This window comes from Paraoerskovia marina DSM 21750 (genome assembly GCF_000701465.1).
Lineage (GTDB): Bacteria > Actinomycetota > Actinomycetes > Actinomycetales > Cellulomonadaceae > Paraoerskovia > Paraoerskovia marina.
Genome location: NZ_JNIY01000003.1, coordinates 960,657 through 985,910, shown reverse-complemented (window position 1 = coordinate 985,910; position 25,254 = coordinate 960,657). Strand labels below are relative to the sequence as shown.

The following is a 25,254-nucleotide window of genomic DNA, read 5'->3' as shown; positions in this document are numbered from 1 at the left end:
TCGGTGGTGGGCACGCGTCACAACCCGACGCGCAGGGTGGCAAGACTGGGGAAGACGGCGAAGACGACCGTGACGGGGAGGATGAGAAAGACCACCGGGATCATCATCAGCACCTCGCGCCGTCCTCCTTCCTCCATCAGGGCGCGGCGGCCTGCTTCACGGACGTCCTGCGCCTGCGCGCGGAGGACCTCGGCCAGCGGCGTGCCGCGGTCGACGGCGACCGTCACCGCCTCGGCGAACCGGGCGAGCGCCTTGACCTCGGTGCGGCGGCCCAGCTCCTCGAGGGCACCGTCGAGCGTCGCACCGGCACGCAGGTCGGCGCGGACCCGGGTGAACTCGTCGGAGAGGTCACCGCGCGTCGTCGCGGCGATCCGGTCGATCGCGGCGACCGGGCCCTCCCCCGCACCGACGGCGAGCGCGAGCAGCTCGGCGACCGTCGGGAACTCTGACCTGATGCGCTCCTCGCGGCGCGAGGCCTGTCGAGTCAGGTTCCAGTCGCAGAGCAGGATCCCCGCGACGGCACAGATCACGACGAGGACGACCAGGGTGAGCAGGCTCGACCCGCGTGCCGCGAGGAGCAGGACCGACAGGGCGAGTCCGGCGGCGAGGCCCACGACCGCCCAGATGACCTGCACCATGCGGAACTGCTCGACCGAGCCGCGGTTCCCGGCGCGGGCGAGACGTCGCTCGACGTCCGCCCGGGACGACCCGAGCCGCTCGAGCCAGCGGGTGATCCTGGACATCCACGGAGCCAGGGCTGAACCACCGGTCCGCGGACCGAGCTCGCCGCCGAAGGCACGCAGGTAGGGGACCACACGGTCGTCCAGGCGGATCGACCGGCGGGCGACGGCGCTGGCGACGAGCAGCAACCCGAGACCCGCCGTCGCACCGACGGCAGCACCCACGAGCGAGACCTCGATCATCGCAGCACCCGTTCCTCGTCGGGAAGTCGCCCGATGTGCACCATCGCGCGGTAGGCCACGAGCGAGCATGCGGCGCCACCGGCGAGGACCAGCGCGCCGGTGACCGAGTCGAAGGCCGCAGCCGTCTCCGGCCTCGTCGCCAGAAGCCCGAGCACCACCCAGGGGCCCGCCACTGCGACACGCGCCCCGTTGATCGTCCACGACTGCCGAGCCTCCAGCTCGCCGCGTGTCCTGGCGTCTTCCCGGAGGAACCCGGAGAGCGTACGAAGCATGCGCCCCAGGTCCGCACCACCTACGTCGCGCGTGACCCGGAGGGCCTCGACGATCCGGTCGCCGACGGGATCGGCCAGGCGTGCCTTCAGCGCATCGAGCGCTTCCCCGAACCTACCCGCGCTGCGATAGTCCTGACCGAACCGGCGGAACGGTTCGCGCAGGTCCTCGGGACCCCGCTCGCCCAGCTGGACGAGCGCCTCCGGAAGCGAGAGGCCCGCACGAACCCCCGACGCCAGGTGATCGACCGCCTCGGCCCAGACGTCGCGCAGCCGCACGCGACGCCGACGCGCCTGACCGCGGACCAGAAGCCACGGGGCAGCACCGGCCATGGCGGCGAAGCACACCGAGATCGTGATCGACCGGGTGACCGCGAAGACGACGGCGAGCGCGGCGAGCCCCGCGGCGGACGAGACACCCAGGAGCGCGCCCGGCGTCACGTCAGGCAGGCCTGCCTGGCTCAACATGTCCTGGACGCGTGCCGTCCAGCCACGGGTTCGCGACCGTGCAGCAGGGTTGGTCCAGCACGACAACCAGACGAGACAGCACCCCGCGCCCAGGAGCAGACCGACGACGACTCCCATCAGATGCCCACGCCCACGGGCATCGCGTGGCGCTCCCCGTTGAGGATCGCGGTGACGTCGAGTCCGGCGCGCATGAATCGTTCACGGGCGTGCGGGTAGCCGGCGGCGCGGTGCAGACGTCCCTCGGTTCTCTGGAAGATGTCGACGGTCTCGACGACGCCCTCCTCCGTCCTGCCGGGCACGGTGACGATCTCTCGGACGCAGCGCGTCCCGTCGGCGTCGACGCCGAGGTGCACGACGACGTCGACCGAGGACGCCACCGTCGGGACGACGAAGCGATCCGTGACGTTCGGCCCTGCGAGCATCGGCAGGGTGCAGAGTTTGACGAGAGCCTCACGGGCCGAGTTCGCGTGGATCGTGCAGAGGCCGGGGACGCCTGAGTTGAGTGCGACGAGCAGGTCGAGCGACTCGGCCTCGCGCACCTCGCCGATCACGATCCGGTCGGGCCGCATGCGCAGAGCCTCCTTGACCAGCCGCCGCAGCGTGATCTCTCCGGTCCCCTCGAGCGAGGGCTGCCGGCACTGGAGGGGGACCACGTCGCGGCAGGGCATCTGCAGCTCGAAGACCTCCTCGCACGTGATCACCCGATCCGTCGCAGGGATCGACCCCGCGAGCGCGTTGAGCATCGTGGTCTTGCCCGCCTGTGTCGCGCCGGCCACGACGACGTTGAGGCCCGCTCGTACGCAGGCGTCAAGAAACTCGGCGGCATGCAGGGTCAGGGAACCGAGATCCACGAGGTCCCGCAGCGACGTGGCCCTGAGCACGTGCTTGCGGATGTTGACCGCCATGTGCTCGCGGGTCACGTCCGGGATCGCCACGTGGAGCCGCTCTCCCCCGGGCAGGCAGGCATCGACGAAAGGGCTGGAGAGGTCGAGCCGACGCCCGGAGGACTTGAGCATCCGCTCGACGAGGTCCCGCAGCTGGGTTCGCGTCAGGATCGTCGTCGTCAGCTCGGAACGCCCACGGCGCGCGACGAAGACCTCCGAGGGCGAGTTGACCCACACCTCCTCGATCTCCGGGTCGTCGAGGTAGGCCTGCAGCGGACCCATTCCGGCGAGGTCGTCCAGGACCCGACGCACCGCGGCGTCCGTGTCGTCGATGACGGGCACCCCGCCGAGCGCCGCTCGTGTCTCGTACGCGGAGAGCGCCTCGCGGACCAGCAGCTCGGCCGCCGCGGGGTCACGCACGGGGTCGACGTCCCGCGTGCGCACGAGGTCCCGAGCATCCCCGGCGAGGAGCACCACACCGTCATCGTCCACAGGTCCTCCTCCCACCGTTCCAGACATTCTTCGCAGCCTGGGCCGCCGCGCCCGAGCCTAGAGAATTCGCCGCGTCACCGTGCAAGGGCTGTGGACAACCTGCCCGACGGGTCCGCGCTAGGGTCGGTCGGCATGACGGAACGATGGTTCGACGTGGCCCGCGCCACGGGTCTGGTCCGCGCGGACGGCTCGGTCGCAGGGTCGATCTTCGCCGAGATGACGGACCTCGCCGCCTCGACCGGCGCGCTCAACCTCGGCCAGGGATTCCCCGACGTCGACGGCCCCGCCGCCATGCTCGACGCGGCGAAGGCTGCGATCGACGCAGGGTTCAACCAGTACCCCCCGAGCGCGGGGACCGAGTCGCTGCGCAGCGCCGTCGCCGACCACCAGGCACGGCACTACGGGATCACGCTCGACCCCGAGAGCGAGGTCCTGGTGACCACCGGCGCGAGCGAGGCGCTCGCGGCGACGATGCTGGCCCTGGTCGGCCCCGGTGACGAGGTCGTCACCCTCGAGCCCTACTTCGACACTCACGCCGCGACGATCGCGCTCGCAGGCGGGACGCACCGCACGGTGCCGATGCTCGCCCACCCGGACGGGTTCAGGCCGGACCTCGACGCGCTCGCGGCCGTCGTCGGCCCCCGCACCCGGCTGGTCCTGCTCAACTCGCCGCACAACCCGACGGGCGCGGTACTGACACGCGCCGAGCTCGAGGCCTTCGCCGACGCCGCACGACGTCACGACGCGCTCGTCGTGACGGACGAGGTGTACGAGCACCTCGTCTTCGACGGCGTCGCGCACGTGCCGATGGCCTCGCTGCCCGGGATGGCGGACCGCACGGTCACGATCAGCTCCGCGGGCAAGACATTCTCCGTCACCGGGTGGAAGATCGGGTGGCTGCACGGTCCCTCCCACCTGGTGACGGCGATCAGGACGGTCAAGCAGTACCTGACCTACGCGAGCGGGGCACCGTTCCAGCCGGCGGTCGCGTCGGTCCTCGGCGACGACGCGGTCCCGCGTGCGCTCGCGGCGTCGTTGCAAAGACGCCGGGACCTGCTGTGCGAGGGACTCGACCGGGCGGGTCTCGCGGTGTACCGACCGCAGGGCACGTACTTCGTCGTCGCCGACACCGCTCCGCTCGGCGTCACTGACGGCGTACAGCTCTGCCGCGACCTCGCCCGTGAGGGCGGGGTGGTCGGGATCCCCGTCGCCGCGTTCTGTCGCACCGGGGACGACGGTCGTCCGTCGGCGGTCGCCGACGCTCTCGCGTCGACCGTCCGGTTCACCTTCGTCAAGCAGGAGCACGTCCTGACGGAGGCGGTCGACCGACTGACCCGGTATACCGCCGCCCTCCGCTGAGCGGGCACGACGACCCTAGCTCGGGCACACGCCGGGGGCGGCCGTCTCCTCGACGGCCTCCTCGGCGACGTCCTCCTCGCCGGTCTCCGCGGAGCTGTCCGACGGCGTGGCCGACGATCCGGCCGGAGCCTCGGTGGTCGCGTCGCTCTCGCCGACGGTCTCGGTGATCTCTGCCTCGGGCGTCGGCGGTGCCTCGTCGGCCGCGAGCCGTTCCCAGATCGCGTCGGCCTCGGCGGTCCAGACCACGCGGTTGCGGTCCGTCGGGGCCTCGACCACGGGAAGGCTCGTGAAGACCACCTGTTCCGGCGGGATCTTCGCCAACGACGCCGCGAAGCCGGCGAGTGCCTCCGGGCTTCCGAGCCCCGGGCTCGTCGAGATCGACTTCAGGACCGCCTCGACGAGCCTGTAGAGCGCGGGCGAGTCCGTCAGCAGGTTCTTCTGGGAGACCTCGTGCACGGCGGCGTCGACGAACGCCTGCTGTCGTTCGATCCGGGCGAGGTCGCTTCCCATCTCGAGCCCGAACCCGGTGCCCTTACGGGCGCGGAGGAAGTTGATCGCGGTCTCGCCGTCGATCACCTGCTCGCCGGCGGGGAGGTCGAGGTCGACCTGGTAGCCGTGCATCTCCTCCGGCAGGCACATCCGCACACCGCCGATCGCGTCGACGATCGGCGTGACGCCGGCCATCTGGACGACGACGTGGTCGGTGGTCAGCACCCCGGTGAGCTGTTCGATGGTGCGTCGGGTGCAGGCCGCGGCTCCCGCGATGTCGTCGGTGTCACCGGCTCCGAGCTGGAAGGCCGTGTTGAACATCGTGTTGTAGTGCACACCGGTCGTCGTCCCGTCCGAGCGGGTGCACTCCGGGATGGTCACGAGCGAGTCGCGGGGAATCGAGACGACCTCGACGCGGCTGCGGTCGCCGGCGACGTGCACGAGCATCGTCGAGTCGCTCCGCATGCCGGCGCCCTCGAGCTCGGTCGCCGCGCCGGCCACGTCGGCGTTGTCGCCGTCGCGGAGGTCGGTCCCCATGACGACGATGTTCAACGCCTGGTCGGCATAGGGGTCGACGAGTGGCTCCGCGGGGTCCTCGGGCTGCTTCTGGACGCCGGTCGGCATCGTCGGGCGGTCGGCGCCGAGGAGGTCGTCGACGTCGTGGACGTCCATCTGGCTCCGCAGGTCGACGTAGGCCGCCCCTGCCCCGACCATGATGAACGTGAGCACTCCGGTGAGCACGAGGCCCACGACCCTGCCCGCGTGCCGGCGCGCGGTCCCGGGGGTGTGCCGTGCGGGCAGAGCGCGCGCCGGAGGATCCATCAACGAGAGGTGACTCTCGTCGTCGGATCGGGTGGGGTCCTCGTCGTCACGCACCCCGTGACAGTACCCAAGCGCGGGATCAGGTGCCCACCGCTCCCGCGTGCCAGCCGCCGCGTCGGAACGCCGGGGTGGCAACGGCGAGGATCACGATCGAGAGGGCGACGGCCGCGAACATGACGGTCGCCATCGCCTGCGCGTCACCGCCCAGGACTCCGACGAGAGGGCTGACGACGCCGGCGATACCGGCCTGGAACGCTCCGATCACGGCTGCGGCGGTCCCGGCCATCTCACCGTGGCGCGAGAGGGCGAGGGCGGACGCGTTGGCCGGGATCAGCCCCTGCATCGCGAGGGTGAGCCAGAGCGCGGCGAGCAGCCCGACGAGACCACCGGCCCCGGTCGACGCGACGACGAGCAGCACGACGGCGAAGCCCGCCTGCATCACGAGCGCGACGCGCAGGATCCGGATCGGCGCGACCCGGCGGACGAGCGAGGCGTTGACCTGCGCGGAGACCACGAGGCCGATGCCGTTCATCGCGAAGAGCGCGGCGAACTGCCCGTCGGAGAGCCCGTATCCCTCCTGCAGGACGAAGGGCGAGCCGACCACGTAGCTCATGAGCAGCGCCATGCCGAGCCCGGGGAGGACCGCGAGCGCCACGAAGTGCCGGTCCTTGACGAGGGTGGCGTAGCCGCCCAGGACGGACCGCATCCCCCCGGTGCGACGCCGCTCGACGGGCAGGGTCTCGGGCATCCACCGCAGGACGACGAGCCCGAGCACGAGCCCCATCACGGCGAGGACGACGAAGACGGCGCGCCAGCCCGCGACACCGGCGATGGCCGCGCCCAGCGTCGGGGCGAGCAGCGGCGCCAGGCCGATGACGAGCATCAGGCGGGACAGGATCCGCGCGGCGTCCGAGCCCGTGAACTTGTCGCGGATGACCGCGATCGAGGCGATCTGGGCCGCGGCGTTGAAGAACCCTTGCAGCACGCGCAGGACGATCAACCACTCGATGCTGCCGACGACGGCGCACAGCAGCGAGGTCACGACGTGCAGGGCGAGCCCGATGATCACGGGCAGGCGCCTCCCGTACCGGTCGGAGAGCGGTCCGATCACGAGCTGCCCGACGGCGCCGCCGATCAGCATGCCGGAGATGGTGAGCTGTGCGAGGGCGGGCGACGCGTCCAGGTCGGAGGCGACGTCGGGGAGCGAGGGCAGGTAGGTGTCCACCGTGAAGGCGGGCAGGGTCGCCAACGCGCCGAGGAGGAGCACCCACGCGACGGTCGATCGGGAGCGAGCGGGGGTCATGGGTCGGATACTACGGCCGTTCGGCACCCGTTGTCGTATCGATTCGACCGATGCTCCGGCGGCGTACTGCCGAAAGACGGGGCACCCTGGACGCATGTGTGGACGATTCGCGGCGTTCCGGGACGCCGAAGACCTCGCGGACGAGTTCGCGATCGCGCTCGTGGCCGACGACGCACGCCTGCTGCCGCCCTCGTGGAACGTCGCCCCGACCACGGCGGTGCGGATCGTCGTCGAGCGCGACGAGAGGTCGTCCGACGACGTCGTGCGCTCGCTCCGGGTGGCGCGGTGGGGTCTCGTCCCGCCGTGGTCGAAGGACGCCTCGGCAGGCGCACGCATGATCAACGCCCGGGCCGAGACCGTCGCCGAGAAGCCGTCGTTCCGGCGCGCGTTCGGCGCGCGGCGATGCATCGTCCCCGTCGACGGGTACTACGAGTGGCGGCGGACGACGTCGGGCAAGCAGCCGTACCGCATCACACCACCCGGGGACGGCATCACGCCGCTGGCCGGGCTCTACGAGTTCTGGCGCGACCCCGAGAAGGCGGACGACGACCCGGCGCGATGGCTCGTCAGCACCACGATCGTCACGCGGGCCGCCGAGGGGGCGCTCGCGGAGATCCACGACCGGACCCCGCTGACGCTGGCCCGTGCGGACTACGCGCGCTGGCTCGACCCGACCGTCCCGGGCGACGACGTCCGGGACCTCCTGAGAGCCCCGGGCGTCGAGCTCGAGGCGTACCCCGTCGCCGCGCGCGTCGGCTCGGTCGGCCAGAACGACCCCGGTCTCCTCGAGCGGGTCGAGGTCTAGCTACCCCTGGTAGGCGCGTTGCAGGCGGACGGGCTCCACCTGGCCGATCCCCTGGACCTCCTGCGGCTCGATCGCGGTCAGCGCGAAGGCCGGATCGGCCGCAAGCTCCGACGCGGTCAGCCGGTCGAGCAGGACGGAACCGGGCTCGGCCAGGTCTGAGAGGCGTGCGGCGAGGTTCACGGTCGGACCGAACACGTCGCCGAACCGGGACAGCACCCGGCCCCACGTCAACGACACGCGCACGGGCGGGACCTCGCCGTCGGCGCTGTCGTCTCCCGCCTCGGCGAGCGCGAGCGCGACGTGCGCCCCGGTGACGACGTCGTCGGCGATGAAGAGGACCGCGTCGCCGATCGTCTTGACCACACGTCCGCCGGCCGACGTGATCCGGTCCCTCGCCTGCGTCTCGAAGACCTGCACGAACTCGGCCAGCTCTGCCGAGCCGAGACCCGCGGTCCGTTTGGTGAAGGACACGATGTCCGCAAAGCCCACGGCGCGCGGGAGCGGCAGCTGACCCGACCCCTCGGTCCGCGAGCCGCGGGCACCGGAGAACTCGACCTCGAGGCGACCCGTCACTGCCGCGAGCTGACGGCGCCACGCGTGGAGCAACTGTCGCTCCAGCACGGGCGCGAGGGCGGGGATCCGGTCGAGGGCCAGCAGCCGCGCCGTCGTGTCGTCGAGCTCGTACCGCCTGGCCATGTGCTCGATCAGCGCCTCCATCTGCCAGAGCGCGAGGCGCTCGGTGGTGTGCCCCATCGACCGGACGAGGGTCGTCTGCGACCGGTCGTCGAGGTCCTCGCGGCGGACGAGGTCGGCCATCTCGGAGATCGCGACGACGTCCTCGTCGGTGTAGCTCTGCTCAGCAGGGTCGGTGACCGGCAGGCCGAGCCAGCGCCAGTACGCCTCGACGTCCTCGGGCGTCGCGCCCGCCGCCTCGGCGAGCTCGTCCAGCGAGAGCGTGCGCGCTCCGCCGAGAAGGGCCTCGTCGAGCCGGGCGGCGGTGGTCCGCTCGGCCGGGCTGGTCGGGCTGGGGGGTGGGGTCAGGTCGTCGGTCGGCACGGGCCAAGTCTAGTGACCGTGCTCACGTTCACTGTCACGCAGGTGGTGCACGTCGCCCGCGTGGAACTCCTGCTCCCCGTCGACGGTCGAGACGACGAGGGACCCGGTCGCCCCAAGACGCTCGGCGACACCCTCGACGGCCGTACCGTCGGGCAGCTCGACGCGAACTCGGCGACCCAGCGTCACGCACAGCTCGGCGCACTCGGCCGCGAGCCCCGAGCCCTGGACGTCGCCCCCGTCGGCCACCCAGCGCCCGAGCACCTCGGAGAACCCCTCGATGAGGGCGGTCAGCACGATCGCCCGGTCCGTCGTGGCCGCGCCGGCGAGCAGGAGCGACGTCGCCGTCTCGACGGGCAGCTCGTCGCTCGACTGCGTGACGTTGACGCCGAAGCCGACGACGACGGACCCGTCGGTCAGCACGTCCGCCAGCAGGCCCGCGACCTTCCGGAGGACGACGGCGCCGTCGTCGGACTCGACCGGGACCAGGACGTCGTTGGGCCACTTCACGACGGCGTGCACGCCGGCCGTCGCCCGGAGCCCTCGCGCCACCGAGAGCCCGGCGAGCAGCGGCAGCCATGTGAGCGCCTCGCGCTCGAGCGGCGGGCGAAGAAGCAGCGAGGCGGTGATCGCCGCCCGCTCGGGCACGACCCACTCGCGCCCCTGCCGACCGCGGCCCGCCTGCTGATGGTCGGCCACGACCAGGGCCGGGTGCGGCCACGCCGAGGGATCTACCAGCGCCTCGCGCGCCAGCCACCCGCTCGTGGAGTCCACGGTCTCGAGGACCTCCAGACGGCGGACGGGTTGGCCGGGGCCCACGAGGAGCGAGTGCAGCAGGTCCGGCGCGAGCGCCGGGCGGTCGGGCTTCTCCATACCTCCATCATGCTCTACCGCCCTCGTTTGTGGAGACCCACCAACGGGGAGCCGGTCGACGCTGGTGCGCCCGCCATCGAGTTGGCGCGTTCCACCAACTACTCTCGATCAGGTGAACCACGCCACCGATGCCTCAGGCGAAGCACTCGCCGGGACTGCCGCCGCCCTGGCAGACCTCGACCGCCGTCGCGCCGCCGCGACGACGGCACCCGAGGAGAACGCCCAGTCGAAGCAGCACCCGCGCGGCAAGCAGACGGCTCGCGAGCGCGTCGCCGCGCTGCTCGACGAGGGCAGCTTCGTCGAGCTCGACCCCTTCGTGACGCACCGGTCCCGCAACTTCGGCTTGGACGCCAGGCGCCTGCCCGGCGACGGCGTCGTCACCGGGCACGGGACCATCGACGGCCGCCAGGTCTGCATCTACTCCCAGGACTTCTCCGTCTTCGGCGGCAGCCTGGGCGAGGTGCACGGCGAGAAGATCACCAAGGTCCAGGACCTCGCGCTGCGCACCGGTGTCCCGCTGATCGGGATCTCGGACGGCGGCGGGGCCCGGATCCAGGAGGGTGTCGCCGCGCTCACCCAGTTCGCCGAGATCTTCCGGCGCAACGTCGCCGCCTCGGGCGTGGTCCCGCAGATCTCGCTGATCCTCGGCCCGAGCGCCGGCGGCGCCGTGTACTCCCCCGCCCTGACCGACTTCATCGTGATGGCCGACCAGACCTCGAACATGTTCATCACCGGACCCGACGTCATCCGGTCCGTGACCGGTGAGGACGTCGGCTTCGAGGAGCTCGGCGGCGCGCGGACCCACAACGAGCGTTCCGGCGTCGCGCACTACATGGGTGCGGACGAGGACGACGCGATCGACTACGTGCGTCACCTGGTCGGGTACCTGCCGCAGAACAACCTCTCCGACCCGCCCCAGTTCGTGCCCGAGGACGTCGACCTGGAGGTCAACGACCTCGACCTGGAGCTCGACACCCTGGTTCCCGACTCCGACAACCAGCCGTACGACATGCGCACCGTGGTCGACCACGTGCTCGACGACGGCGAGTTCCTCGAGGTCCAGCCGCTGTTCGCCAAGAACGTGCTCGTCGGGTTCGGGCACGTCGAGGGCCAGTCGGTCGGGATCGTCGCCAACCAGCCGTTGGCGATGGCCGGGACGCTCGACATCGACGCCGCAGAGAAGGCGGCCCGGTTCGTCCGGACGTGCGACGCGTTCAACATCCCCGTCCTGACGTTCGTCGACGTCCCCGGGTTCCTGCCCGGCGTCGGCCAGGAGCACGAGGGCATCATCCGTCGCGGTGCGAAGCTCATCTACGCGTACGCCGAGGCGACGGTCCCGCTGGTCACGGTCATCACCCGCAAGGCCTATGGCGGGGCGTACATCGTGATGGGCTCGAAGCAGCTCGGGGCCGACGTCAACCTGGCGTGGCCGACGGCGCAGATCGCGGTGATGGGGGCGGCCGGCGCGGTCAACATCCTCCAGCGCGGCACGCTCAAGGCGGTCGCGGACGCGGGCGGAGACGTCGAGGCTGAGCGCGCGCGGCTGACGGCCGAGTACGAGGACGCGATCGTCAACCCGTGGGGCGCGGCCGAGCGGGGCTACGTCGACGACGTGATCCGCCCCTCCGAGACCCGGGTGCGGGTCGTCAAGGCGCTGCGCGCGCTGCGCACCAAGCGTGCGAGCCTGCCGCCCAAGAAGCACGGCAACATCCCCCTATGATCGTCGCGACCCAGCACGGGAGGCATCGATGACCCACGAGGACGGCCCCCACGGGCCGGCACCGCTGGACGCCGTCGACCCGGCGCCGCTGCACCACGCCGTCGACGAGCTCGCCGCGACCCTGCACTCGTACATCGAGACGGCCGCCGGGGTCCGCGGCGAGTTCGGCGCGTCGGAGTCGGACGACGACCCACGCGTCCTGGCCCTCGAGACGCGGGTCGGCGCGCTCAACGCGACGCTGTACGACCGGATTCACCAGACGCTCGGCATGCACCCCGATCTCACCGCCGCCGTGTGGGAGCCCGACGGCGAGGAGGGTGACCCAGACGAGAACGAGCTCAGCGCGGACGTCTTCTACCTCGGCTACGTCGTCGGCACCGCGCACGAGAACGCCGGAGGCTCGCTCGACGGCGTGATGGAGGTCGTCGACGCTGCGGGCTCGGACCTCGCGAACCGGCTCACCGACGCGGGCTATCGCGTGGGCGAGTGGGCGGTCTCCCGCGGCGAGGCACCGGACTTCTTCGACGAGGAGGACCCCTCATGACGGACCCGCTCCCCCACCTGCGCGTCGTCCGCGGCGCGCCGGACGAGATCGAGGTCGCCGCGCTCGTCGCCGGGCTCACCGCGGTCACGGGAGGCACGGAGCCCGACGACGTCGCACCCGTCGCCGAGTGGACCAACCACGTCCGAGTCCTGCGCGGCACCGGCGGGGGCGCGAGCGCACGCTCCTTCGGCGGACGCTCCGGACGGCACAACGCCGACGCGTGGCGCTGGAGCTACCGCTCGTAGGGCGACGCCGGTCGCCCGGACTGGGTAGCCTCACGGGGTGACGGATCAGGAACGGACACCCACACCGGTCGACACGATCGCCGAGCGCCACGTGCGTCGCGTCGCGGAGCTCGACCCGATCGCCGCGACCGCCATGGGCCTTCCGGGCCACGACGACCGGCTCACCGACCTCTCGCCCGACGGGCTGGCGCAGCGGGCGCAGGCGACCCGCACGACCCTGCGCGAGCTCGACGCGGTGGCCCCCGTGGACGACACCGACCGGGTGACCCTGGCGGCGATGCGGGAGCGCCTCGGCCTGGAGCTCGAGCTGCACGAGGCCGGCGAGGACCTGCGCGAGCTCAACAACATCGAGTCGCCGCTCCAGCGGGTCCGCGACATCTTCGACCTCCAGCCGACCGCCTCCGTCGAGGACTGGGAGGCGGTTCGTTCACGTCTCGAGGCGGTCCCCGAGGCCCTCGGCGGGTACGCCCGGTCGCTGCGCGAGGCCGCGGCGCGCGGGGACGTCGCGGCGCACCGTCAGGTGGTGGTCGCCGCCGGGCAGGCGCGCGAGCTGGCCGGCCCGGACTCGTTCTTCCGCTCCTTCGTCGCCGGGTCCGAGCGCGTTCTCGACGACTCGGGTGCGTGCCAGCTGCTGCGCGGGAACCTGGACCACGCGGCCCGGACCGCGGCGGAGGCGTACGGCGAGCTCGCCGAGGTCCTGGAGACCGAGCTCGCCCCGCAGTCACCGCTGCCCGACGCCGTCGGCCGCGAGCGCTACTCGCTCTGGTCCCGGTGGTTCCTGGGCGCCCGCGTCGACCTGGACGAGACGTACGCGTGGGGCGTGGCCGAGCTCGACCGGGTGATCACCGAGCAGGAGGCCACGGCCCGCGAGGTCGCAGGTCCGCAGGCCAGCATCGCCGACGCCGTCGCGCTGCTCGACGCCGATCCTGATCGACGTCTGGTGGGCACCGAGGCGCTGCGCCGGTGGATGCAGGAGACGTCGGACGCGGCGATCGACGCCCTCGACGGCGTCCACTTCGACATCCCCGAGGCCGTGCGCACGCTCGAGTGCCGCATCGCGCCGACGCAAACGGGCGGGATCTACTACACCCCGCCGAGCGACGACTTCTCGCGGCCTGGTCAGATGTGGTGGTCGGTGCCGCCGGACGTCACGGAGCACAGCACCTGGATGGAGCGCACGACCGTGTACCACGAGGGTGTGCCGGGGCACCACCTCCAGTGCGGCCAGGCCGTCCACGACCGCGGGTCGCTGAACTCGTGGCGTCGCCTCGCCTGCTGGGTCTCGGGTCACGGCGAGGGCTGGGCGCTGTACGCCGAGCGGCTGATGGCCGACCTCGGTCACCTCGACGACCCGGGCGACCGCCTCGGCATGCTCGACGCGCAGCGGCTGCGGGCGGCGCGCGTCGTCGTCGACCTCGGGGTGCATCTGGGTCTCGAGGTCCCGCGTCGGTGGGGCTCGGGCCGCTGGGACGCCGACACGGCCTGGACGTTCCTGCGCGAGAACGTCGCACTGCCCGAGGCGTCCCTGCGCTTCGAGCTGGACCGCTACCTCGGCTGGCCCGGCCAGGCGCCGTCGTACAAGATCGGGCAGCGCCTCTGGGAGCGCACCCGGGACGAGGCATGGGCCGCCGCGGCCGACCGCGGCGAGGACTTCAGCCTGAAGCGGTTCCACGCACGGGCCCTCGGCCTCGGATCGGTCGGTCTGGACGTGCTGCGGACGGAGCTCGGCCGATGAGGCTCGTGCTGGGCTCCCGCTCCCCCGCGCGGCTCGCGACGCTGCGTGCCGCCGGGATCGAACCCGTCGTCCTCGTCTCGTCGGTCGACGAGGACCGGGTTCTCCGCGAGGCCGGCGACGTGACGCCGACCGAGGCGGTGACGCTGCTCGCGGAGGCGAAGGCCGCCGTCGTGGCGCGTGCGCACCCGGCCATGGCGGGCGACGTCGTGATCGGCTGCGACTCGATGCTCGAGCTGGACGGGCGGGTGCTCGGCAAGCCGGCCGACGCCGACGAGGCCCGGGCCCGCTGGCGGGCCATGCGCGGACGGACGGGCCACCTGCACTCCGGCCACTGCGTGATCCTCGCGGACGGGACGACGTCGTCCGCGGTGTCGACGACGGCGGTGCACTTCGCGGACGTGAGCGACGAGGAGATCGACGCCTACGTCGCCACCGGCGAGCCGCTGCACGTGGCCGGCGCGTTCACGATCGACGGGCTCGGCGGCGCGTTCGTCCGTGGCATCGACGGCGACCATCACGGGGTGGTGGGCATCAGTCTGCCGCTCGTGCGCGAGATGCTGGTGGGCCTCGGGGTGCGCTGGACGGACCTCTGGACCGCGACCTGATTGTCGCCGAGGAACAATCCCGCGCCCCTATCGGGCGCGGGGACGCGGTTCGCCTGTGCGATACCTACAAATCACGCCGGAGCGCGTTGGGAAGATTCCCAATCTTGCGCCGCGACCCGGACGGAACGTGTCGAGCGGGCACCGTCCGCGTTACGGTGAGCCGTGCCTGCCAGAAGAAAGCTCACCTCGGTGCTCGTCGCCAACCGAGGCGAAATCGCCGTCCGGATCGTTCGCGCCTGTGCTGACGCAGGACTTCGATCGGTCGCCGTCTACGCCGACCCCGACCGCGAGGCGCAGCACGTGCGCCTCGCCGACGAGGCCTTTGCGCTCGGCGGCTCGCGCGCCGCCGAGACGTACCTCGACGCCGCCAAGATCATCGACATCGCCCGCCGCAGCGGCGCCGACGCCGTGCACCCGGGCTACGGGTTCCTCGCCGAGAACGCGGAGTTCGCGAGCGCCGTGATCGACGCCGGTCTGATCTGGGTCGGACCGTCGCCGGCGGCGATCGACGCGCTTGGCGACAAGGTCAGCGCGCGCCACATCGCCCACCGCGCCGGAGCACCGCTGGTGCCGGGGACGGCCGACCCGGTCGCGGACGCGGGCGAGGTGCGCGCGTTCGCCGCCGAGCACGGCCTGCCCATCGCCATCAAGGCGGCGTTCGGCGGCGGCGGTCGCGGGCTCAAGGTGGCCCGCCGCGAGGACGAGATCGACGAGCTCTTCGACTCCGCGGTCCGGGAGGCGACCGCAGCCTTCGGACGCGGCGAGTGCTTCGTCGAGCGCTACCTGGACAAGCCTCGCCACGTCGAGACCCAGTGCCTGGCGGACGAGCACGGCACCGTCGTCGTGGTCTCGACCCGCGACTGCTCCCTCCAGCGCCGGCACCAGAAGCTCGTCGAGGAGGCTCCCGCCCCGTTCCTCTCCTCCGAGCAGGTCGACGAGCTGACGCGAGCGTCGATCGCGATCCTGCGCGAGGCCGGGTACGTGGGTGCCGGGACCTGCGAGTTCCTCGTCGGCCTCGACGGGACCATCTCGTTCCTCGAGGTCAACACCCGTCTGCAGGTCGAGCACCCCGTCACCGAGGAGGTCACCGGGATCGACCTGGTCCGCGAGCAGTTCCGGATCGCCGCCGGAGAAGAGCTGGGCTACACCACGACGACGCCCCGCGGCCACTCGCTCGAGTTCCGTCTGAACGGCGAGGACCCGGCGGCCGGGTTCCTGCCCTCCCCCGGCACGATCTCCCGTCTCCGGTTCCCGAGCGGCCCCGGGGTCCGGGTCGACTCCGGCGTGGTCGAGGGGGACACGATCACCGGCGCGTTCGACTCGATGATCGCCAAGCTCGTCGTCACGGGCGCCACGCGCCGCCAGGCCGTCGAGCGCGCACGCCGTGCGCTGGCCGAGCTCGAGATCGAGGGCATCCCGACGGTCGTACCGTTCCACCGGGCCGTGCTCGACGCACCCGCCTTCGTGCCCGAGAGCGACGACGAGCCCTTCTCGATCCACACCCGGTGGATCGAGACCGAGTTCGCCGACACGGTGGCAGGCCTCTCGCCGGCACCGGCGGCTCCCGCTGCCGAGGAGGACTCCGCGCCCGCGACGGAGCGCGTGGTCGTCGAGGTCGGCGGCAAGCGCCTGGAGGTCGTCATCCCGGCCGGGCTGGGCGGGGTCGCGAACCGTGCGCGCACCGCGAACGCCGCACGCCGCCCCCGTCGTGCGGCGGCTCGTGCCGGCACCACGTCCTCGGCGACCACGCTCGCGTCGCCCATGCAGGGAACCATCGTCAAGGTCGCGGTCGGAGACGGCGACGCCGTCGCCGAGGGCGACCTGATCGTCGTGCTCGAGGCCATGAAGATGGAGCAGCCGATCCTCGCCCACCGGGCCGGGACGGTCGGCTCCCTCGCGGCGGCCGTCGGCGCCTCGGTGACCTCGGGGACCGCGCTCTGCGAGATCGTCGGCTGACGGCCGCCGGGTCCCCGTGACCGCCGGCGCGGATGGCAGAGTAGGACCGTGAGCAGACCCCCGGTCCCCGCACGAGCACCCCAGCCGGGCGACGGCTGGATCCAGTGCTCGTGCGGCCGCCGGCACTGGGGCCTTCACGGGGCCGCCGGAATTCTCGTGGCCCGCCGCGACGCGACGGGCGTGCCCCGCGACGTCGTCCTCCAGCACCGCGCGCTCTGGAGCGACCAGGGTGGCACGTGGGGAATCCCCGGCGGCGCCGTCGGGCCGGACGAGACCGCGGTCGAGGGTGCGCTGCGCGAGGCCGGCGAAGAGGCAGGGCTGTCGCCCGCCGACCTCCGTGTCCTGTCGACGTCGGTCCTCGACCACGGCGACTGGTCCTACACGACGGTGCTGTGCGACGTCCGGGCCGGGGCGGCCGTCGAGCCGCGCCCGACCGACGCCGAGAGCATCGCGGTCCGGTGGGTGCCGCTCGACTCTGTCGACACCTTCCCGCTGCACCCTGCATTCGCCGCCGCGTGGCCGTCGCTGCGCGCCGTTTTGACCACATAGGAGCGGTCTGCACCACGATCCGCACGGCCGATGCTCGCAAAGTCGTCGACTGGATGTACATTTCGTGAGTTAGGAAAGGCGAACCTTGGTTCAAGGCCCGGGAGTCGCCTCCCCCACGACCGTCAGGTGTGCTGACGACGGAGGCCCACGGTGCTAGCGAACTTCCTCATCGGACTGCGTGAGGGCCTCGAGGCCAGTCTCGTCGTCGGCATCCTCGTGGCGTTCCTCGTCAAGAGCGACCGCCGCGACCTGCTGCCCCAGCTCTGGGCGGGCATCGCCATCGCCGCGACCGTCTCCCTCGGTTTCGGCGCCGCACTGACGTTCGGCCCCCAGAACCTCACCTTCGAGGCACAGGAAGCCATCGGCGGGACCCTCTCGATCCTCGCCGTCGGGCTCATCACGTGGATGATCTTCTGGATGGGGCGGACTGCCCGGTACCTCAGGTCGAGCCTGGAGTCGAAGCTCGGGAGCGCCGTCGAGGCCGGCCGGTGGGCCGTCCTCGTGATGGCAATCCTCGCCGTCGGACGCGAGGGGCTCGAGACTGCGCTCTTCCTCTGGGCGGGCGCGCGGGCGACCGGCGCCAGCGCCGAACCGTTGCTGGGCGCGCTCCTCGGTCTCGCCGTCGCGGTCGCGCTCGGGTACGCCGTGTACCGGGGCGCCGTGCGGCTCAACCTGCGCGTCTTCTTCGCGTGGACGGGGCTCGCGCTGATCGTCATCGCGGCCGGCGTTCTCGCCTACGGGGTCCACGACCTCCAGGAGGCAGGCATCCTGCCCGGCCTGAACAACCTCGCCTTCGACGTCAGCGCCCAGGTGCCGCCGAGCAGCTGGTACGGAACGGTCCTCAAGGGCGTCTTCAACTTCTCCCCGGCCACCACGTGGCTCGAGCTCACAGCATGGCTCGTTTACCTGATCCCAACCCTCATCGTCTACGTCCGCACCGTCTGGTTCTCTGCGCCGCGTCCCGCGACCACGACCGTCGGTGCCACGACCGGAACCGGAGCAACCCGATGACCTCTCGTCCCCGCCTCGCAGCGCTGCCCGCCGTCGCCGCACTCACCCTCGGCGTCGCCGCCTGCACGCCGAACGAGCCCGCCGACGGGTCGACCGACGCCCAGAGCATCACCGTGAGCTCGACCGCGGAGACGTGCGACGTCTCCGCCGCCGAGGCACCATCCGGCCACCTCGTCTTCAACGTCACGAACGACGGCGACGAGGTCACGGAGTTCTACCTCCTCGCCGAGGACGGGCTCCGGATCATCTCCGAGGTCGAGAACGTCGGACCGGGCATCACGCGCGACCTCGTCCTGACGGCTGCGCCCGGCGAGTACATCACCGCCTGCAAGCCAGGGATGGTCGGCGAGGGCATCCGGGCGGGCTTCACCGTGACCGACTCCGGTGCGGACGTCGCACCGACCGGCGAGCTCGCCGACCAGGTCGACGCCGCCACCGTCAACTACGTCGCGTACGTCAAGGACCAGACCGAGCAGCTCCTGACCGGCACCGAGGAGTTCGTCGACGCCGTCTCGACCGGCGACGACGAGGCCGCGCGTGAGCTGTACGCGCCGGTACGCGTCCACTGGGAACGGATCGAGCCGGTCGCCGAGTCGTTCGGCGACCTCGACCCCCGCATGGACCTGCGCGAGGCCGACCTCGAGGAGGGGCAGGAGTGGACCGGCTGGCACCTGCTGGAGAAGGACCTGTGGGCTCCTGACGCCGGGGACAACGGCGGGGTCGAGTACGAGCCGCTGACGGACGCTGAGCGCACCGCGTACGCCGACCAGCTCCTGGCCGACACCCAGGACCTCTACGACCGCACCCACGACGCCGCCTTCGCCGAGCAGATCGACGCCGCGGCGATCGGCAACGGCGCCAAGAGTCTGCTCGACGAGGTCGCGACCGGGAAGATCACCGGCGAGGAGGAGATCTGGTCCCACACGGACCTCTGGGACTTCCAGGCGAACGTCGACGGCGCTCAGGTCGCGTACGACGGGCTCCGCGACGTCGTCGTCGGCAAGGACCCGGACCTCGCCGAGGACCTCGACACCCGGTTCGACACCCTGCAGGACCTTCTCGACGCACAGCGCGAGGGCGACGGCTTCGTCCTCTACACCGACCTGACCGAGGACGAGGTCCGCGAGCTCGCCGCCGCCGTGGACGCACTCGGCGAGCCCCTCTCGCACCTCACGGCGTCCGTCGTCCTCTGATGGCCGCCGATCCGGAGACCGACGCGCCGCCCGAGCAGCCCCGCGGACTCTCTCGTCGAGCCCTGCTCGGCGGGTTCGCCGGTGCGCTCGGTGTCGGTGCGGTCGGGTTCGCCGGGGGCCGGCTGACCGCAGACACGTCCGTGGCCGCCGCGTCCGCGACGTCGGACGCCTATGCCTTCACGGGCGTGCACCAGGCGGGCATCGTGACACCTGCGCAGGACCGTCTGCACTTCGCGACGTTCGACGTCACGACGGACTCGCGCGAGGACCTCGTCACGCTGCTCCGCGAGTGGACGCACGCAGCGGCCCGGATGACGCAGGGGCTCGACGCGGGCGAGCTCGGGGCGACGTCCGGACCGTACGACGCCCCGCCCGACGACACGGGTGAGGCGATCGGCCTGCCGGCCTCGGGCCTGACGATCACGTTCGGGTTCGGACCCTCGCTGTTCCACGACGCCGACGGCGTCGACCGGTTCGGGCTCGGCGACCACCGCCCGACGCTCCTGGAGGAGCTGCCGCACTTCCCGGCCGACATGCTCGAGGACGCGCGGTGCGGCGGCGACATCGCGATCCAGGCGTGCGCGAACGACCCTCAGGTCGCGGTCCACGCGATCCGCAACCTCTCGCGGATCGCCTTCGGCACCGCGAGCGTGCGGTGGAGCCAGCTCGGGTACGGGCGCACGTCCACCACGTCGACGAGCCAGGCGACCCCGCGCAACCTCTTCGGCTTCAAGGACGGCACCGCGAACGTCAAGGCCGAGGAGACCGACGCCGTCGACGAGTTCATCTGGGTGGACGACGACGGGTCGACGCCGGCATGGCTCGCGGGCGGGTCGTACATGATCGCGCGACGGATCCGCATGACGATCGAGACCTGGGACCGGGCCCCGCTCCGCGAGCAGGAGGCCATCGTGGGCCGGACCAAGGCCGAAGGTGCACCGTTGTCCGGCGGAGACGAGTTCACCGAGCCGGACTTCACCGCGACCGGACGAGACGACGTCCCCCTGATCGACCCGTCGTCGCACGTGGCGCTCGCGCACCCCGACGCCAACGACGGTGCCCGGATGCTGCGCCGGGGATACAACTACACCGACGGATCGGACGGTCTCGGCCGCCTGGACGCCGGACTCTTCTTCCTGGCCTACGTCAAGGATCCGTCGACGCAGTACGTCCCGATGCAGAACCGGCTCTCCCGGAACGACACGATGATGGAGTACCTCCGGCACACCGGGTCGGGCCTCTGGGCCGTCCCGCCCGGGGTCCCCGACGGCTCCGCCACCGGCGGCACGGAGGGCGCGTTCATCGGTCAGGGGTTGTTCGAGGCGTAGGTCCGACAGACGGAAGAAACGGACGAACCATCACGGGACACCGGTAAACTGGGTGCCATGGAACTCCGTCTGACCGTCAATGATCTCGCGACTCTCGGCCGCCAGGCCAAGATCCTTCCCCCCATCGTCAAGAACGTCCGCGGCACCGCGCCGACGGTCGAGGCCGACGTCGCCATCGCCGAGATCCAGAACCCGCCGACCGCGATCCGGTTCGCGGCCAAGGTCGCGCCCGTCGTCGCGGTCTCCGCGACCCTGCGCGGGTTCGACGCGGGGATCGCGCGGATCGGCATCGCCGTCAGCGCCCGCCGCCTGCCCCTGGAGAAGCTGGTCGGGATGGCGATGCCGATCCTCGAGCGCAAGCTCAGTGCGCGGGGCCTGCCCGCCGGAACGGTCCGTCGCGGCGACTCCTCCGACGAGTTCCTCGTCGACCTCGCCTCGGTCGTCCGGACCAAGGGCGTCGAGCTCCACGACCTGCGCACCGAGGACGGTCGCTTCGTCGTCGACTTCAGCTAGCCGGACGGCCCCGGGTCAGGGGTGGCGCGGATGGAGCATGCGCGCCACCTCGGCGATCGACCCGCTCAACGACGGGTAGATCGTGAAGGAGTCCGCGACGTCGTCGACCGTCAGACGGTGCGAGACGGCCAGGGTGATCGGGAAGATCAGCTCGCTCGCCCGAGGCGCGACGATGACGCCGCCGAGGACGATGCCGGCGTCCGGGTGGGCGAAGAGCTTGACGAAGCCGTCGTGCATCTCCTGCATCTTGGCACGCGGGTTCCGAGCGAGCGGGAGGGTCGCCGTGACGTACTTCGCGCCGTCCTCCTGGAGCTGCTTCTCGCTGTACCCGACCGTCGCGATCTCCGGCGCCGTGAAGATGTTCGCGGCGACGTTGCGCGTCTTGATGGGGCTGACGGCGTCACCCAGGGCATGGGACATCGCGACGCGGCCCTGCATCGCGGCGACCGAGGCGAGCGGGAGGACCCCCGTGCAGTCTCCGGCCGCGTAGACCCCGCGGGCGGTGGTCCGCGAGACACGGTCGACCCGGACGTGGCCGCTCTCGGTGAGCTCGACACCGGCCTCGGCGAGGCCGATCCCGTCGGTCGACGGGATCGAGCCGACCGCGAAGAGCACGTGAGAACCCTCGATCACGCGGCCGTCGGAGAGCGTGACCGCCACGCCGTCGGCCGTCCGCTCGGCCGCCTCCGCGCGCATGCGGGACTCGACCCGCATCCCGCGCGAGCGGAAGACCCCCTCGATGAGCTCGGCCGCGTCGGCGTCCTCCCCGGGCAGGACGCGGTCACGGCTCGAGACCAGCGTCACGTCGGCACCGAGCGCGTGGTACGCCCCGGCGAACTCGGCGCCCGTGACGCCCGAGCCGACGACGATCAGGTGCTTCGGGATCTCCTCGAGGTTGTACAGCTGCGTCCAGGTGAGGATGCGCTCGCCGTCCGGGAGCGCGGTCGACAGCACCCGCGGCGTCGTGCCGAGCGCGAGCAGGACGACGTGAGCGTCCAGCCGCTCGGTCCCGTCCTCGCCGTCGACGACCACGGTGCTCGGCCCGTCGAGGCGCCCCTCGCCGATCACGACCCGTACGCCCTCACGCTCGAGCCGGGACCGGATGTCGGCGGACTGCGCCGTCGCGAGGCTGCGGACCCGCGCGTTGACGACGGAGAGGTCGACGAAGTGCTCGCTCGCGACGTCGGCCGGCCGCGACTCGCCGCGCCGCACACCGAGCTCGGCGCCCTGCTCGGCGTTCGTCATCCACTCGGCCGTGGCGATCAGCGTCTTGGAGGGAACGACGTCGGTCAGCACCGCGGCACCACCCAGCCCGTTGCGCTCGACGACGGTCACGTCCGCTCCGAGACGGTGGGCGACGAGCGCCGCCTCGTATCCTCCGGGGCCACCGCCGAGGATGACGACGCGGCTCGACTTCTGGGGTGGGGTCTCGATACTCACGGCGCCTATTGTGTCAGCATCCGGACGGGCGATCCGCGCAGGAGCGACTAGCCTCTAACCATGACCACATCGCACGCACACGACACCCTGGACGACCCCGCGGTGAACCCTTTTGACGTCGCACAGGAAGCAGCGCGTTACATCGCCGAGGCTTCCGGCGTCGACCGCCACGACGTGGCCCTCGTCCTCGGCTCCGGCTGGGGCGCGGCGGCCGACCTCGTCGGCGAGACCGTGGCAGAGATCCCGAGCCACGAGATCCCCGGGTTCAGCAAGCCCGCGGTCGCCGGGCACGGCGCGACGACCCGCTCGATCCGGATCGAGCGGGCGGACGGCCAGGTCCGGTACGCCCTCGTCCTCGGGTCGCGGACGCACCTGTACGAGGGTCGCGGTGTCCGACGGGTCGTGCACGGCGTACGGACCGCCGCGGCCACGGGCGTCGAGTCGATCGTCCTGACCAACGGGTGCGGCGGGCTCCACCCGTCGTGGAAGCCGGGGTCCCCGGTCCTCCTGCGGGACCACCTCAACCTGACGGCCACCTCGCCGCTCGAGGGCGCGACGTTCGTCGACCTGAGCGAGGTGTACAGCGCCCGCCTGCGCGAGATCGCCCGCTCCGTCGACCCGGAACTGCCCGAGGGCGTCTACGCCCAGTTCCCCGGGCCCCACTACGAGACCCCGGCCGAGGTCCGCATGGCCGGTGTCCTCGGCGCCGACCTCGTCGGCATGTCGACGACGCTCGAGGCCATCGCCGCCCGGCACTGCGGCCTGGACGTGCTCGGGATCTCGCTCGTCACGAACCTCGCCGCGGGGATCAGTGCGACGCACCTCTCGCACGAGGAGGTCATCGAGGCAGGTCGCGAGGCCGGCCCCCGGATCAGCGCGCTGCTCGCAGCCATCGCGAAGCAGGTCTGACATGGAACCGACCACAGCCCTGCTCGAGCGGGTCCGTGCCTGGATCGCCGCCGACCCCGACCCGGACGACCGTGCGGAGCTCGAGGACCTGCTCGCGCGCGTCGAGTCCACGGACCCCCGCAACGACGAGGCACGCGCCGAGATCCTCGCCGACCTCGCCGACCGCTTCAGCGGCACCCTGCAGTTCGGCACCGCCGGCCTGCGCGGTCGGATGGGCGCCGGACCTCTCCGGATGAACCGCGCCGTCGTGATCCGCGCCGCAGCCGGGCTGGGCGCGTACCTGTCGAGCGTCGTGGACCGACCGAAGGTCGTCGTCGGATACGACGCCCGCCACCGGTCCCAACAGCTCGCCCTTGACACCGCTGCCGTCCTCACGGCCGCCGGCGCACACGTCGACCTCTACCCGCGCGCGCTGCCGACCCCTCTCCTGGCCTTCGGCGTGCGCCATCTCGACGCCGACGCCGGAGTCATGGTCACGGCGAGCCACAACCCCCCGGCCGACAACGGGTACAAGGTGTATCTCGGTGGTCGGGCCGTCGGCGGCTCGGGCGAGGGCGCCCAGATCGTCCCGCCCTACGACGCCGAGATCGCCGCCCGGATCGCGGCGGCACCCGACGCCGTGGACGTGCCCCGGGCCGAGACCGGGTGGTCGCTGATCGACGACAAGGTCGTCCGCGCCTACCTCGACCGGGTCGGCACGCTCACCGCCGACGAGGACCGGCGCCTCAAGATCGTCACGACCGCGCTCCACGGCGTCGGCGGACCGCTGCTCGCCACCGCGCTGGCCGAGGCGGGGTTCACGGAAGTCGTGCCCGTCCCCGAGCAGGAGAGCCCGGACCCCGACTTCCCGACGGTCGCGTTCCCGAACCCGGAGGAGCCCGGGGCGATCGACCTCGCGCTCGGTCTCGCCCAGGACACGAACGCCGACCTGGTGATCGCGAACGACCCCGACGCGGACCGCTGCGCGGTCGCGGTGCTCGACCCCCGAGCCGGAACGCACCGTGGGACCGAGACGGCAGCGAGCAGCGGCTGGCGGATGCTCCACGGCGACGAGGTCGGGATGCTGCTCGGCAGCGAGATCGCCGCGCGGTTCGACGGGACTCCGGGTGCCACGCTCGCCAGTTCCGTGGTGTCGTCGCGCATCCTCGGTCCGATCGCCCGGGCGCACGGACTCACGCACACGACGACGCTCACGGGCTTCAAGTGGATCTCCCGCGCCGACGGTCTGGTGTTCGGCTACGAGGAGGCTCTCGGCTACTGCGTCGACCCCGAGTCGGTCCGGGACAAGGACGGCATCAGTGCCGCCGTCGTCATCGCCCAGCTCGCCGACCGTCTCGCCCGCGAGGGACGGACGATCGTCGACGCGCTCGACGACCTGGCGCGTGCCCACGGGCTCCACGTCACCGACCAGGTCTCGGCCCGGTTCTCCGACCTCTCCCTCATTCCTGCCACCATGCAGCGGCTGCGCGACGAGCCTCCCGCCACGCTCGCCGGCTCCAGGGTCACGGAGATCGTCGATCTCTCGGCCGGGCACGGCGACCTGCCGCCCACGGACGGGATCGTCCTGCACTGCGAGGACGGGACACGGGTGATCGTGCGGCCGTCGGGGACCGAGCCGAAGGTCAAGTGCTATCTCGAGGTCGTCCGTCCCGTCGCGGCGGAGGCCGACCACGAGGTCATGTCCGCCGCCCGCCGCGAGGCGCGCGACCAGCTCGACCAGGTCGGCGCCGACATCCGGGCGAGCCTGGGACTCTAGGGAAACGAAC

At 72.1% G+C, this 25,254-nt stretch carries 23 protein-coding genes; 15 read left to right on the top strand and 8 right to left on the bottom strand.

Going from position 1 to position 25,254, the window contains the following annotated elements; genetic code table 11:
* Window positions 1-17 precede the first annotated feature (17 nt).
* Genes Q343_RS0104650 through Q343_RS0104640 form a run of 3 tightly spaced genes read right to left on the bottom strand, consistent with a single transcriptional unit; the run spans window position 18 to window position 3,036 of the window.
* Window positions 18-923, bottom strand: coding sequence for a type II secretion system F family protein (locus Q343_RS0104650; RefSeq protein ID WP_029252423.1), 906 nt, complete (start codon window positions 921-923; stop codon window positions 18-20).
* Entirely contained in the window at window positions 920-1,777 is an 858-nt protein-coding gene (locus tag Q343_RS0104645) for a type II secretion system F family protein (protein WP_029252422.1), read from the bottom strand. The genes Q343_RS0104650 and Q343_RS0104645 overlap by 4 nt, the downstream gene beginning before the upstream one ends.
* Window positions 1,777-3,036 carry a TadA family conjugal transfer-associated ATPase gene (locus Q343_RS0104640; protein WP_043109249.1) on the bottom strand — a complete coding sequence of 420 codons (1,260 nt, stop codon included), beginning with the start codon at window positions 3,034-3,036 and terminating at the stop codon, window positions 1,777-1,779. The genes Q343_RS0104645 and Q343_RS0104640 overlap by 1 nt, the downstream gene beginning before the upstream one ends.
* A gap of 132 nt (window positions 3,037-3,168) precedes the next feature.
* On the opposite strand from Q343_RS0104640, the gene Q343_RS0104635 reads away from it, so the two are divergent.
* On the top strand, window positions 3,169-4,395 hold the full coding sequence (locus Q343_RS0104635; RefSeq protein ID WP_043109598.1) for an aminotransferase class I/II-fold pyridoxal phosphate-dependent enzyme: 1,227 nt from the start codon (window positions 3,169-3,171) through the stop codon (window positions 4,393-4,395).
* Window positions 4,396-4,410: 15 nt separating this feature from the next.
* Here the strand turns inward: Q343_RS0104635 and Q343_RS13850 are convergent, their stop codons facing one another.
* Together Q343_RS13850 and Q343_RS0104625 are read right to left on the bottom strand one after the other, a co-directional pair.
* The gene (locus tag Q343_RS13850; RefSeq protein ID WP_052366853.1) at window positions 4,411-5,760 is read right to left on the bottom strand and encodes an LCP family protein; all 1,350 of its coding nucleotides are present in this window, start codon (window positions 5,758-5,760) and stop codon (window positions 4,411-4,413) included.
* A 25-nt stretch (window positions 5,761-5,785) separates the two neighbouring features.
* Window positions 5,786-7,009 carry a multidrug effflux MFS transporter gene (locus tag Q343_RS0104625; RefSeq protein ID WP_029252418.1) on the bottom strand — a complete coding sequence of 408 codons (1,224 nt, stop codon included), beginning with the start codon at window positions 7,007-7,009 and terminating at the stop codon, window positions 5,786-5,788.
* Between the two features lie 94 nt (window positions 7,010-7,103).
* Here Q343_RS0104625 and Q343_RS0104620 point away from each other — a divergent pair, with 94 nt between their 5' ends.
* On the top strand, window positions 7,104-7,814 hold the full coding sequence (locus Q343_RS0104620; RefSeq protein ID WP_029252417.1) for an SOS response-associated peptidase: 711 nt from the start codon (window positions 7,104-7,106) through the stop codon (window positions 7,812-7,814).
* On the opposite strand, the gene Q343_RS0104615 is transcribed toward Q343_RS0104620, so the two are convergent.
* Both Q343_RS0104615 and Q343_RS0104610 read right to left on the bottom strand, forming a co-directional pair.
* Entirely contained in the window at window positions 7,815-8,870 is a 1,056-nt protein-coding gene (locus tag Q343_RS0104615; RefSeq protein WP_029252416.1) for an adenylate/guanylate cyclase domain-containing protein, read from the bottom strand.
* Between the two features lie 9 nt (window positions 8,871-8,879).
* The gene (locus tag Q343_RS0104610) at window positions 8,880-9,740 is read right to left on the bottom strand and encodes a biotin--[acetyl-CoA-carboxylase] ligase (RefSeq protein WP_043109247.1); all 861 of its coding nucleotides are present in this window, start codon (window positions 9,738-9,740) and stop codon (window positions 8,880-8,882) included.
* Window positions 9,741-9,852: 112 nt separating this feature from the next.
* On the opposite strand from Q343_RS0104610, the gene Q343_RS0104605 reads away from it, so the two are divergent.
* The 11 genes from Q343_RS0104605 to Q343_RS0104555 all read left to right on the top strand — a co-directional run bounded on the left by Q343_RS0104605 (window position 9,853) and on the right by Q343_RS0104555 (window position 21,139).
* Complete coding sequence (locus Q343_RS0104605) at window positions 9,853-11,460, top strand: acyl-CoA carboxylase subunit beta (protein ID WP_029252414.1); 1,608 nt, start codon at window positions 9,853-9,855, stop codon at window positions 11,458-11,460.
* A 28-nt stretch (window positions 11,461-11,488) separates the two neighbouring features.
* Window positions 11,489-12,004: a hypothetical protein gene (locus tag Q343_RS0104600; RefSeq protein WP_029252413.1), complete on the top strand. Its 516-nt coding sequence runs from the start codon at window positions 11,489-11,491 to the stop codon at window positions 12,002-12,004.
* Window positions 12,001-12,249: an acyl-CoA carboxylase subunit epsilon gene (locus Q343_RS0104595; RefSeq protein WP_029252412.1), complete on the top strand. Its 249-nt coding sequence runs from the start codon at window positions 12,001-12,003 to the stop codon at window positions 12,247-12,249. The genes Q343_RS0104600 and Q343_RS0104595 overlap by 4 nt, the downstream gene beginning before the upstream one ends.
* A gap of 37 nt (window positions 12,250-12,286) precedes the next feature.
* On the top strand, window positions 12,287-13,984 hold the full coding sequence (locus Q343_RS0104590; RefSeq protein WP_029252411.1) for a DUF885 domain-containing protein: 1,698 nt from the start codon (window positions 12,287-12,289) through the stop codon (window positions 13,982-13,984).
* Window positions 13,981-14,589 carry a Maf family protein gene (locus Q343_RS0104585; RefSeq protein ID WP_029252410.1) on the top strand — a complete coding sequence of 203 codons (609 nt, stop codon included), beginning with the start codon at window positions 13,981-13,983 and terminating at the stop codon, window positions 14,587-14,589. Before Q343_RS0104590 ends, Q343_RS0104585 begins: the two co-directional genes overlap by 4 nt.
* 162 nt (window positions 14,590-14,751) lie before the next feature.
* On the top strand, window positions 14,752-16,545 hold the full coding sequence (locus Q343_RS0104580; protein ID WP_248616733.1) for an acetyl/propionyl/methylcrotonyl-CoA carboxylase subunit alpha: 1,794 nt from the start codon (window positions 14,752-14,754) through the stop codon (window positions 16,543-16,545).
* A gap of 48 nt (window positions 16,546-16,593) precedes the next feature.
* Complete coding sequence (locus Q343_RS0104575; RefSeq protein WP_052366852.1) at window positions 16,594-17,094, top strand: NUDIX hydrolase; 501 nt, start codon at window positions 16,594-16,596, stop codon at window positions 17,092-17,094.
* Between the two features lie 150 nt (window positions 17,095-17,244).
* Window positions 17,245-18,105 carry an iron uptake transporter permease EfeU gene (efeU, locus tag Q343_RS0104570; RefSeq protein WP_029252407.1) on the top strand — a complete coding sequence of 287 codons (861 nt, stop codon included), beginning with the start codon at window positions 17,245-17,247 and terminating at the stop codon, window positions 18,103-18,105.
* Complete coding sequence (efeO, locus tag Q343_RS0104565; RefSeq protein WP_029252406.1) at window positions 18,102-19,298, top strand: iron uptake system protein EfeO; 1,197 nt, start codon at window positions 18,102-18,104, stop codon at window positions 19,296-19,298. The genes efeU and efeO overlap by 4 nt, the downstream gene beginning before the upstream one ends.
* A complete protein-coding gene (efeB, locus tag Q343_RS0104560; RefSeq protein ID WP_029252405.1) occupies window positions 19,298-20,626 on the top strand; it encodes an iron uptake transporter deferrochelatase/peroxidase subunit in 1,329 nt (442 codons plus the stop codon). Before efeO ends, efeB begins: the two co-directional genes overlap by 1 nt.
* A gap of 57 nt (window positions 20,627-20,683) precedes the next feature.
* Window positions 20,684-21,139, top strand: a complete 456-nt coding sequence (locus Q343_RS0104555) for a hypothetical protein (protein WP_029252404.1) — start codon at window positions 20,684-20,686, stop codon at window positions 21,137-21,139.
* A 15-nt stretch (window positions 21,140-21,154) separates the two neighbouring features.
* Here the strand turns inward: Q343_RS0104555 and Q343_RS0104550 are convergent, their stop codons facing one another.
* Complete coding sequence (locus tag Q343_RS0104550; RefSeq protein WP_043109244.1) at window positions 21,155-22,579, bottom strand: NAD(P)H-quinone dehydrogenase; 1,425 nt, start codon at window positions 22,577-22,579, stop codon at window positions 21,155-21,157.
* A 60-nt stretch (window positions 22,580-22,639) separates the two neighbouring features.
* On the opposite strand from Q343_RS0104550, the gene Q343_RS0104545 reads away from it, so the two are divergent.
* On the top strand, window positions 22,640-23,488 hold the full coding sequence (locus Q343_RS0104545; protein ID WP_029252402.1) for a purine-nucleoside phosphorylase: 849 nt from the start codon (window positions 22,640-22,642) through the stop codon (window positions 23,486-23,488).
* Between the two features lies 1 nt (window position 23,489).
* The gene (locus tag Q343_RS0104540; protein ID WP_029252401.1) at window positions 23,490-25,244 is read left to right on the top strand and encodes a phospho-sugar mutase; all 1,755 of its coding nucleotides are present in this window, start codon (window positions 23,490-23,492) and stop codon (window positions 25,242-25,244) included.
* Window positions 25,245-25,254: the final 10 nt, after the last annotated feature.

What these genes read in the sequence shown, in the direction of transcription:
- Q343_RS0104650 (WP_029252423.1), bottom strand. Translation starts at nt 923, where the DNA reads ATGATCGAGGTCTCGCTCGTGGGTGCTGCCGTCGGTGCGACGGCGGGT.
- Q343_RS0104645 (WP_029252422.1), bottom strand. Translation starts at nt 1,777, where the DNA reads ATGGGAGTCGTCGTCGGTCTGCTCCTGGGCGCGGGGTGCTGTCTCGTC.
- Q343_RS0104635 (WP_043109598.1), top strand. Translation starts at nt 3,169, where the DNA reads ATGACGGAACGATGGTTCGACGTGGCCCGCGCCACGGGTCTGGTCCGC.
- Q343_RS0104625 (WP_029252418.1), bottom strand. Translation starts at nt 7,009, where the DNA reads ATGACCCCCGCTCGCTCCCGATCGACCGTCGCGTGGGTGCTCCTCCTC.
- Q343_RS0104620 (WP_029252417.1), top strand. Translation starts at nt 7,104, where the DNA reads ATGTGTGGACGATTCGCGGCGTTCCGGGACGCCGAAGACCTCGCGGAC.
- Q343_RS0104610 (WP_043109247.1), bottom strand. Translation starts at nt 9,740, where the DNA reads ATGGAGAAGCCCGACCGCCCGGCGCTCGCGCCGGACCTGCTGCACTCG.
- Q343_RS0104600 (WP_029252413.1), top strand. Translation starts at nt 11,489, where the DNA reads ATGACCCACGAGGACGGCCCCCACGGGCCGGCACCGCTGGACGCCGTC.
- Q343_RS0104595 (WP_029252412.1), top strand. Translation starts at nt 12,001, where the DNA reads ATGACGGACCCGCTCCCCCACCTGCGCGTCGTCCGCGGCGCGCCGGAC.
- Q343_RS0104585 (WP_029252410.1), top strand. Translation starts at nt 13,981, where the DNA reads ATGAGGCTCGTGCTGGGCTCCCGCTCCCCCGCGCGGCTCGCGACGCTG.
- efeO (WP_029252406.1), top strand. Translation starts at nt 18,102, where the DNA reads ATGACCTCTCGTCCCCGCCTCGCAGCGCTGCCCGCCGTCGCCGCACTC.
- efeB (WP_029252405.1), top strand. Translation starts at nt 19,298, where the DNA reads ATGGCCGCCGATCCGGAGACCGACGCGCCGCCCGAGCAGCCCCGCGGA.
- Q343_RS0104555 (WP_029252404.1), top strand. Translation starts at nt 20,684, where the DNA reads ATGGAACTCCGTCTGACCGTCAATGATCTCGCGACTCTCGGCCGCCAG.
- Q343_RS0104545 (WP_029252402.1), top strand. Translation starts at nt 22,640, where the DNA reads ATGACCACATCGCACGCACACGACACCCTGGACGACCCCGCGGTGAAC.
- Q343_RS0104540 (WP_029252401.1), top strand. Translation starts at nt 23,490, where the DNA reads ATGGAACCGACCACAGCCCTGCTCGAGCGGGTCCGTGCCTGGATCGCC.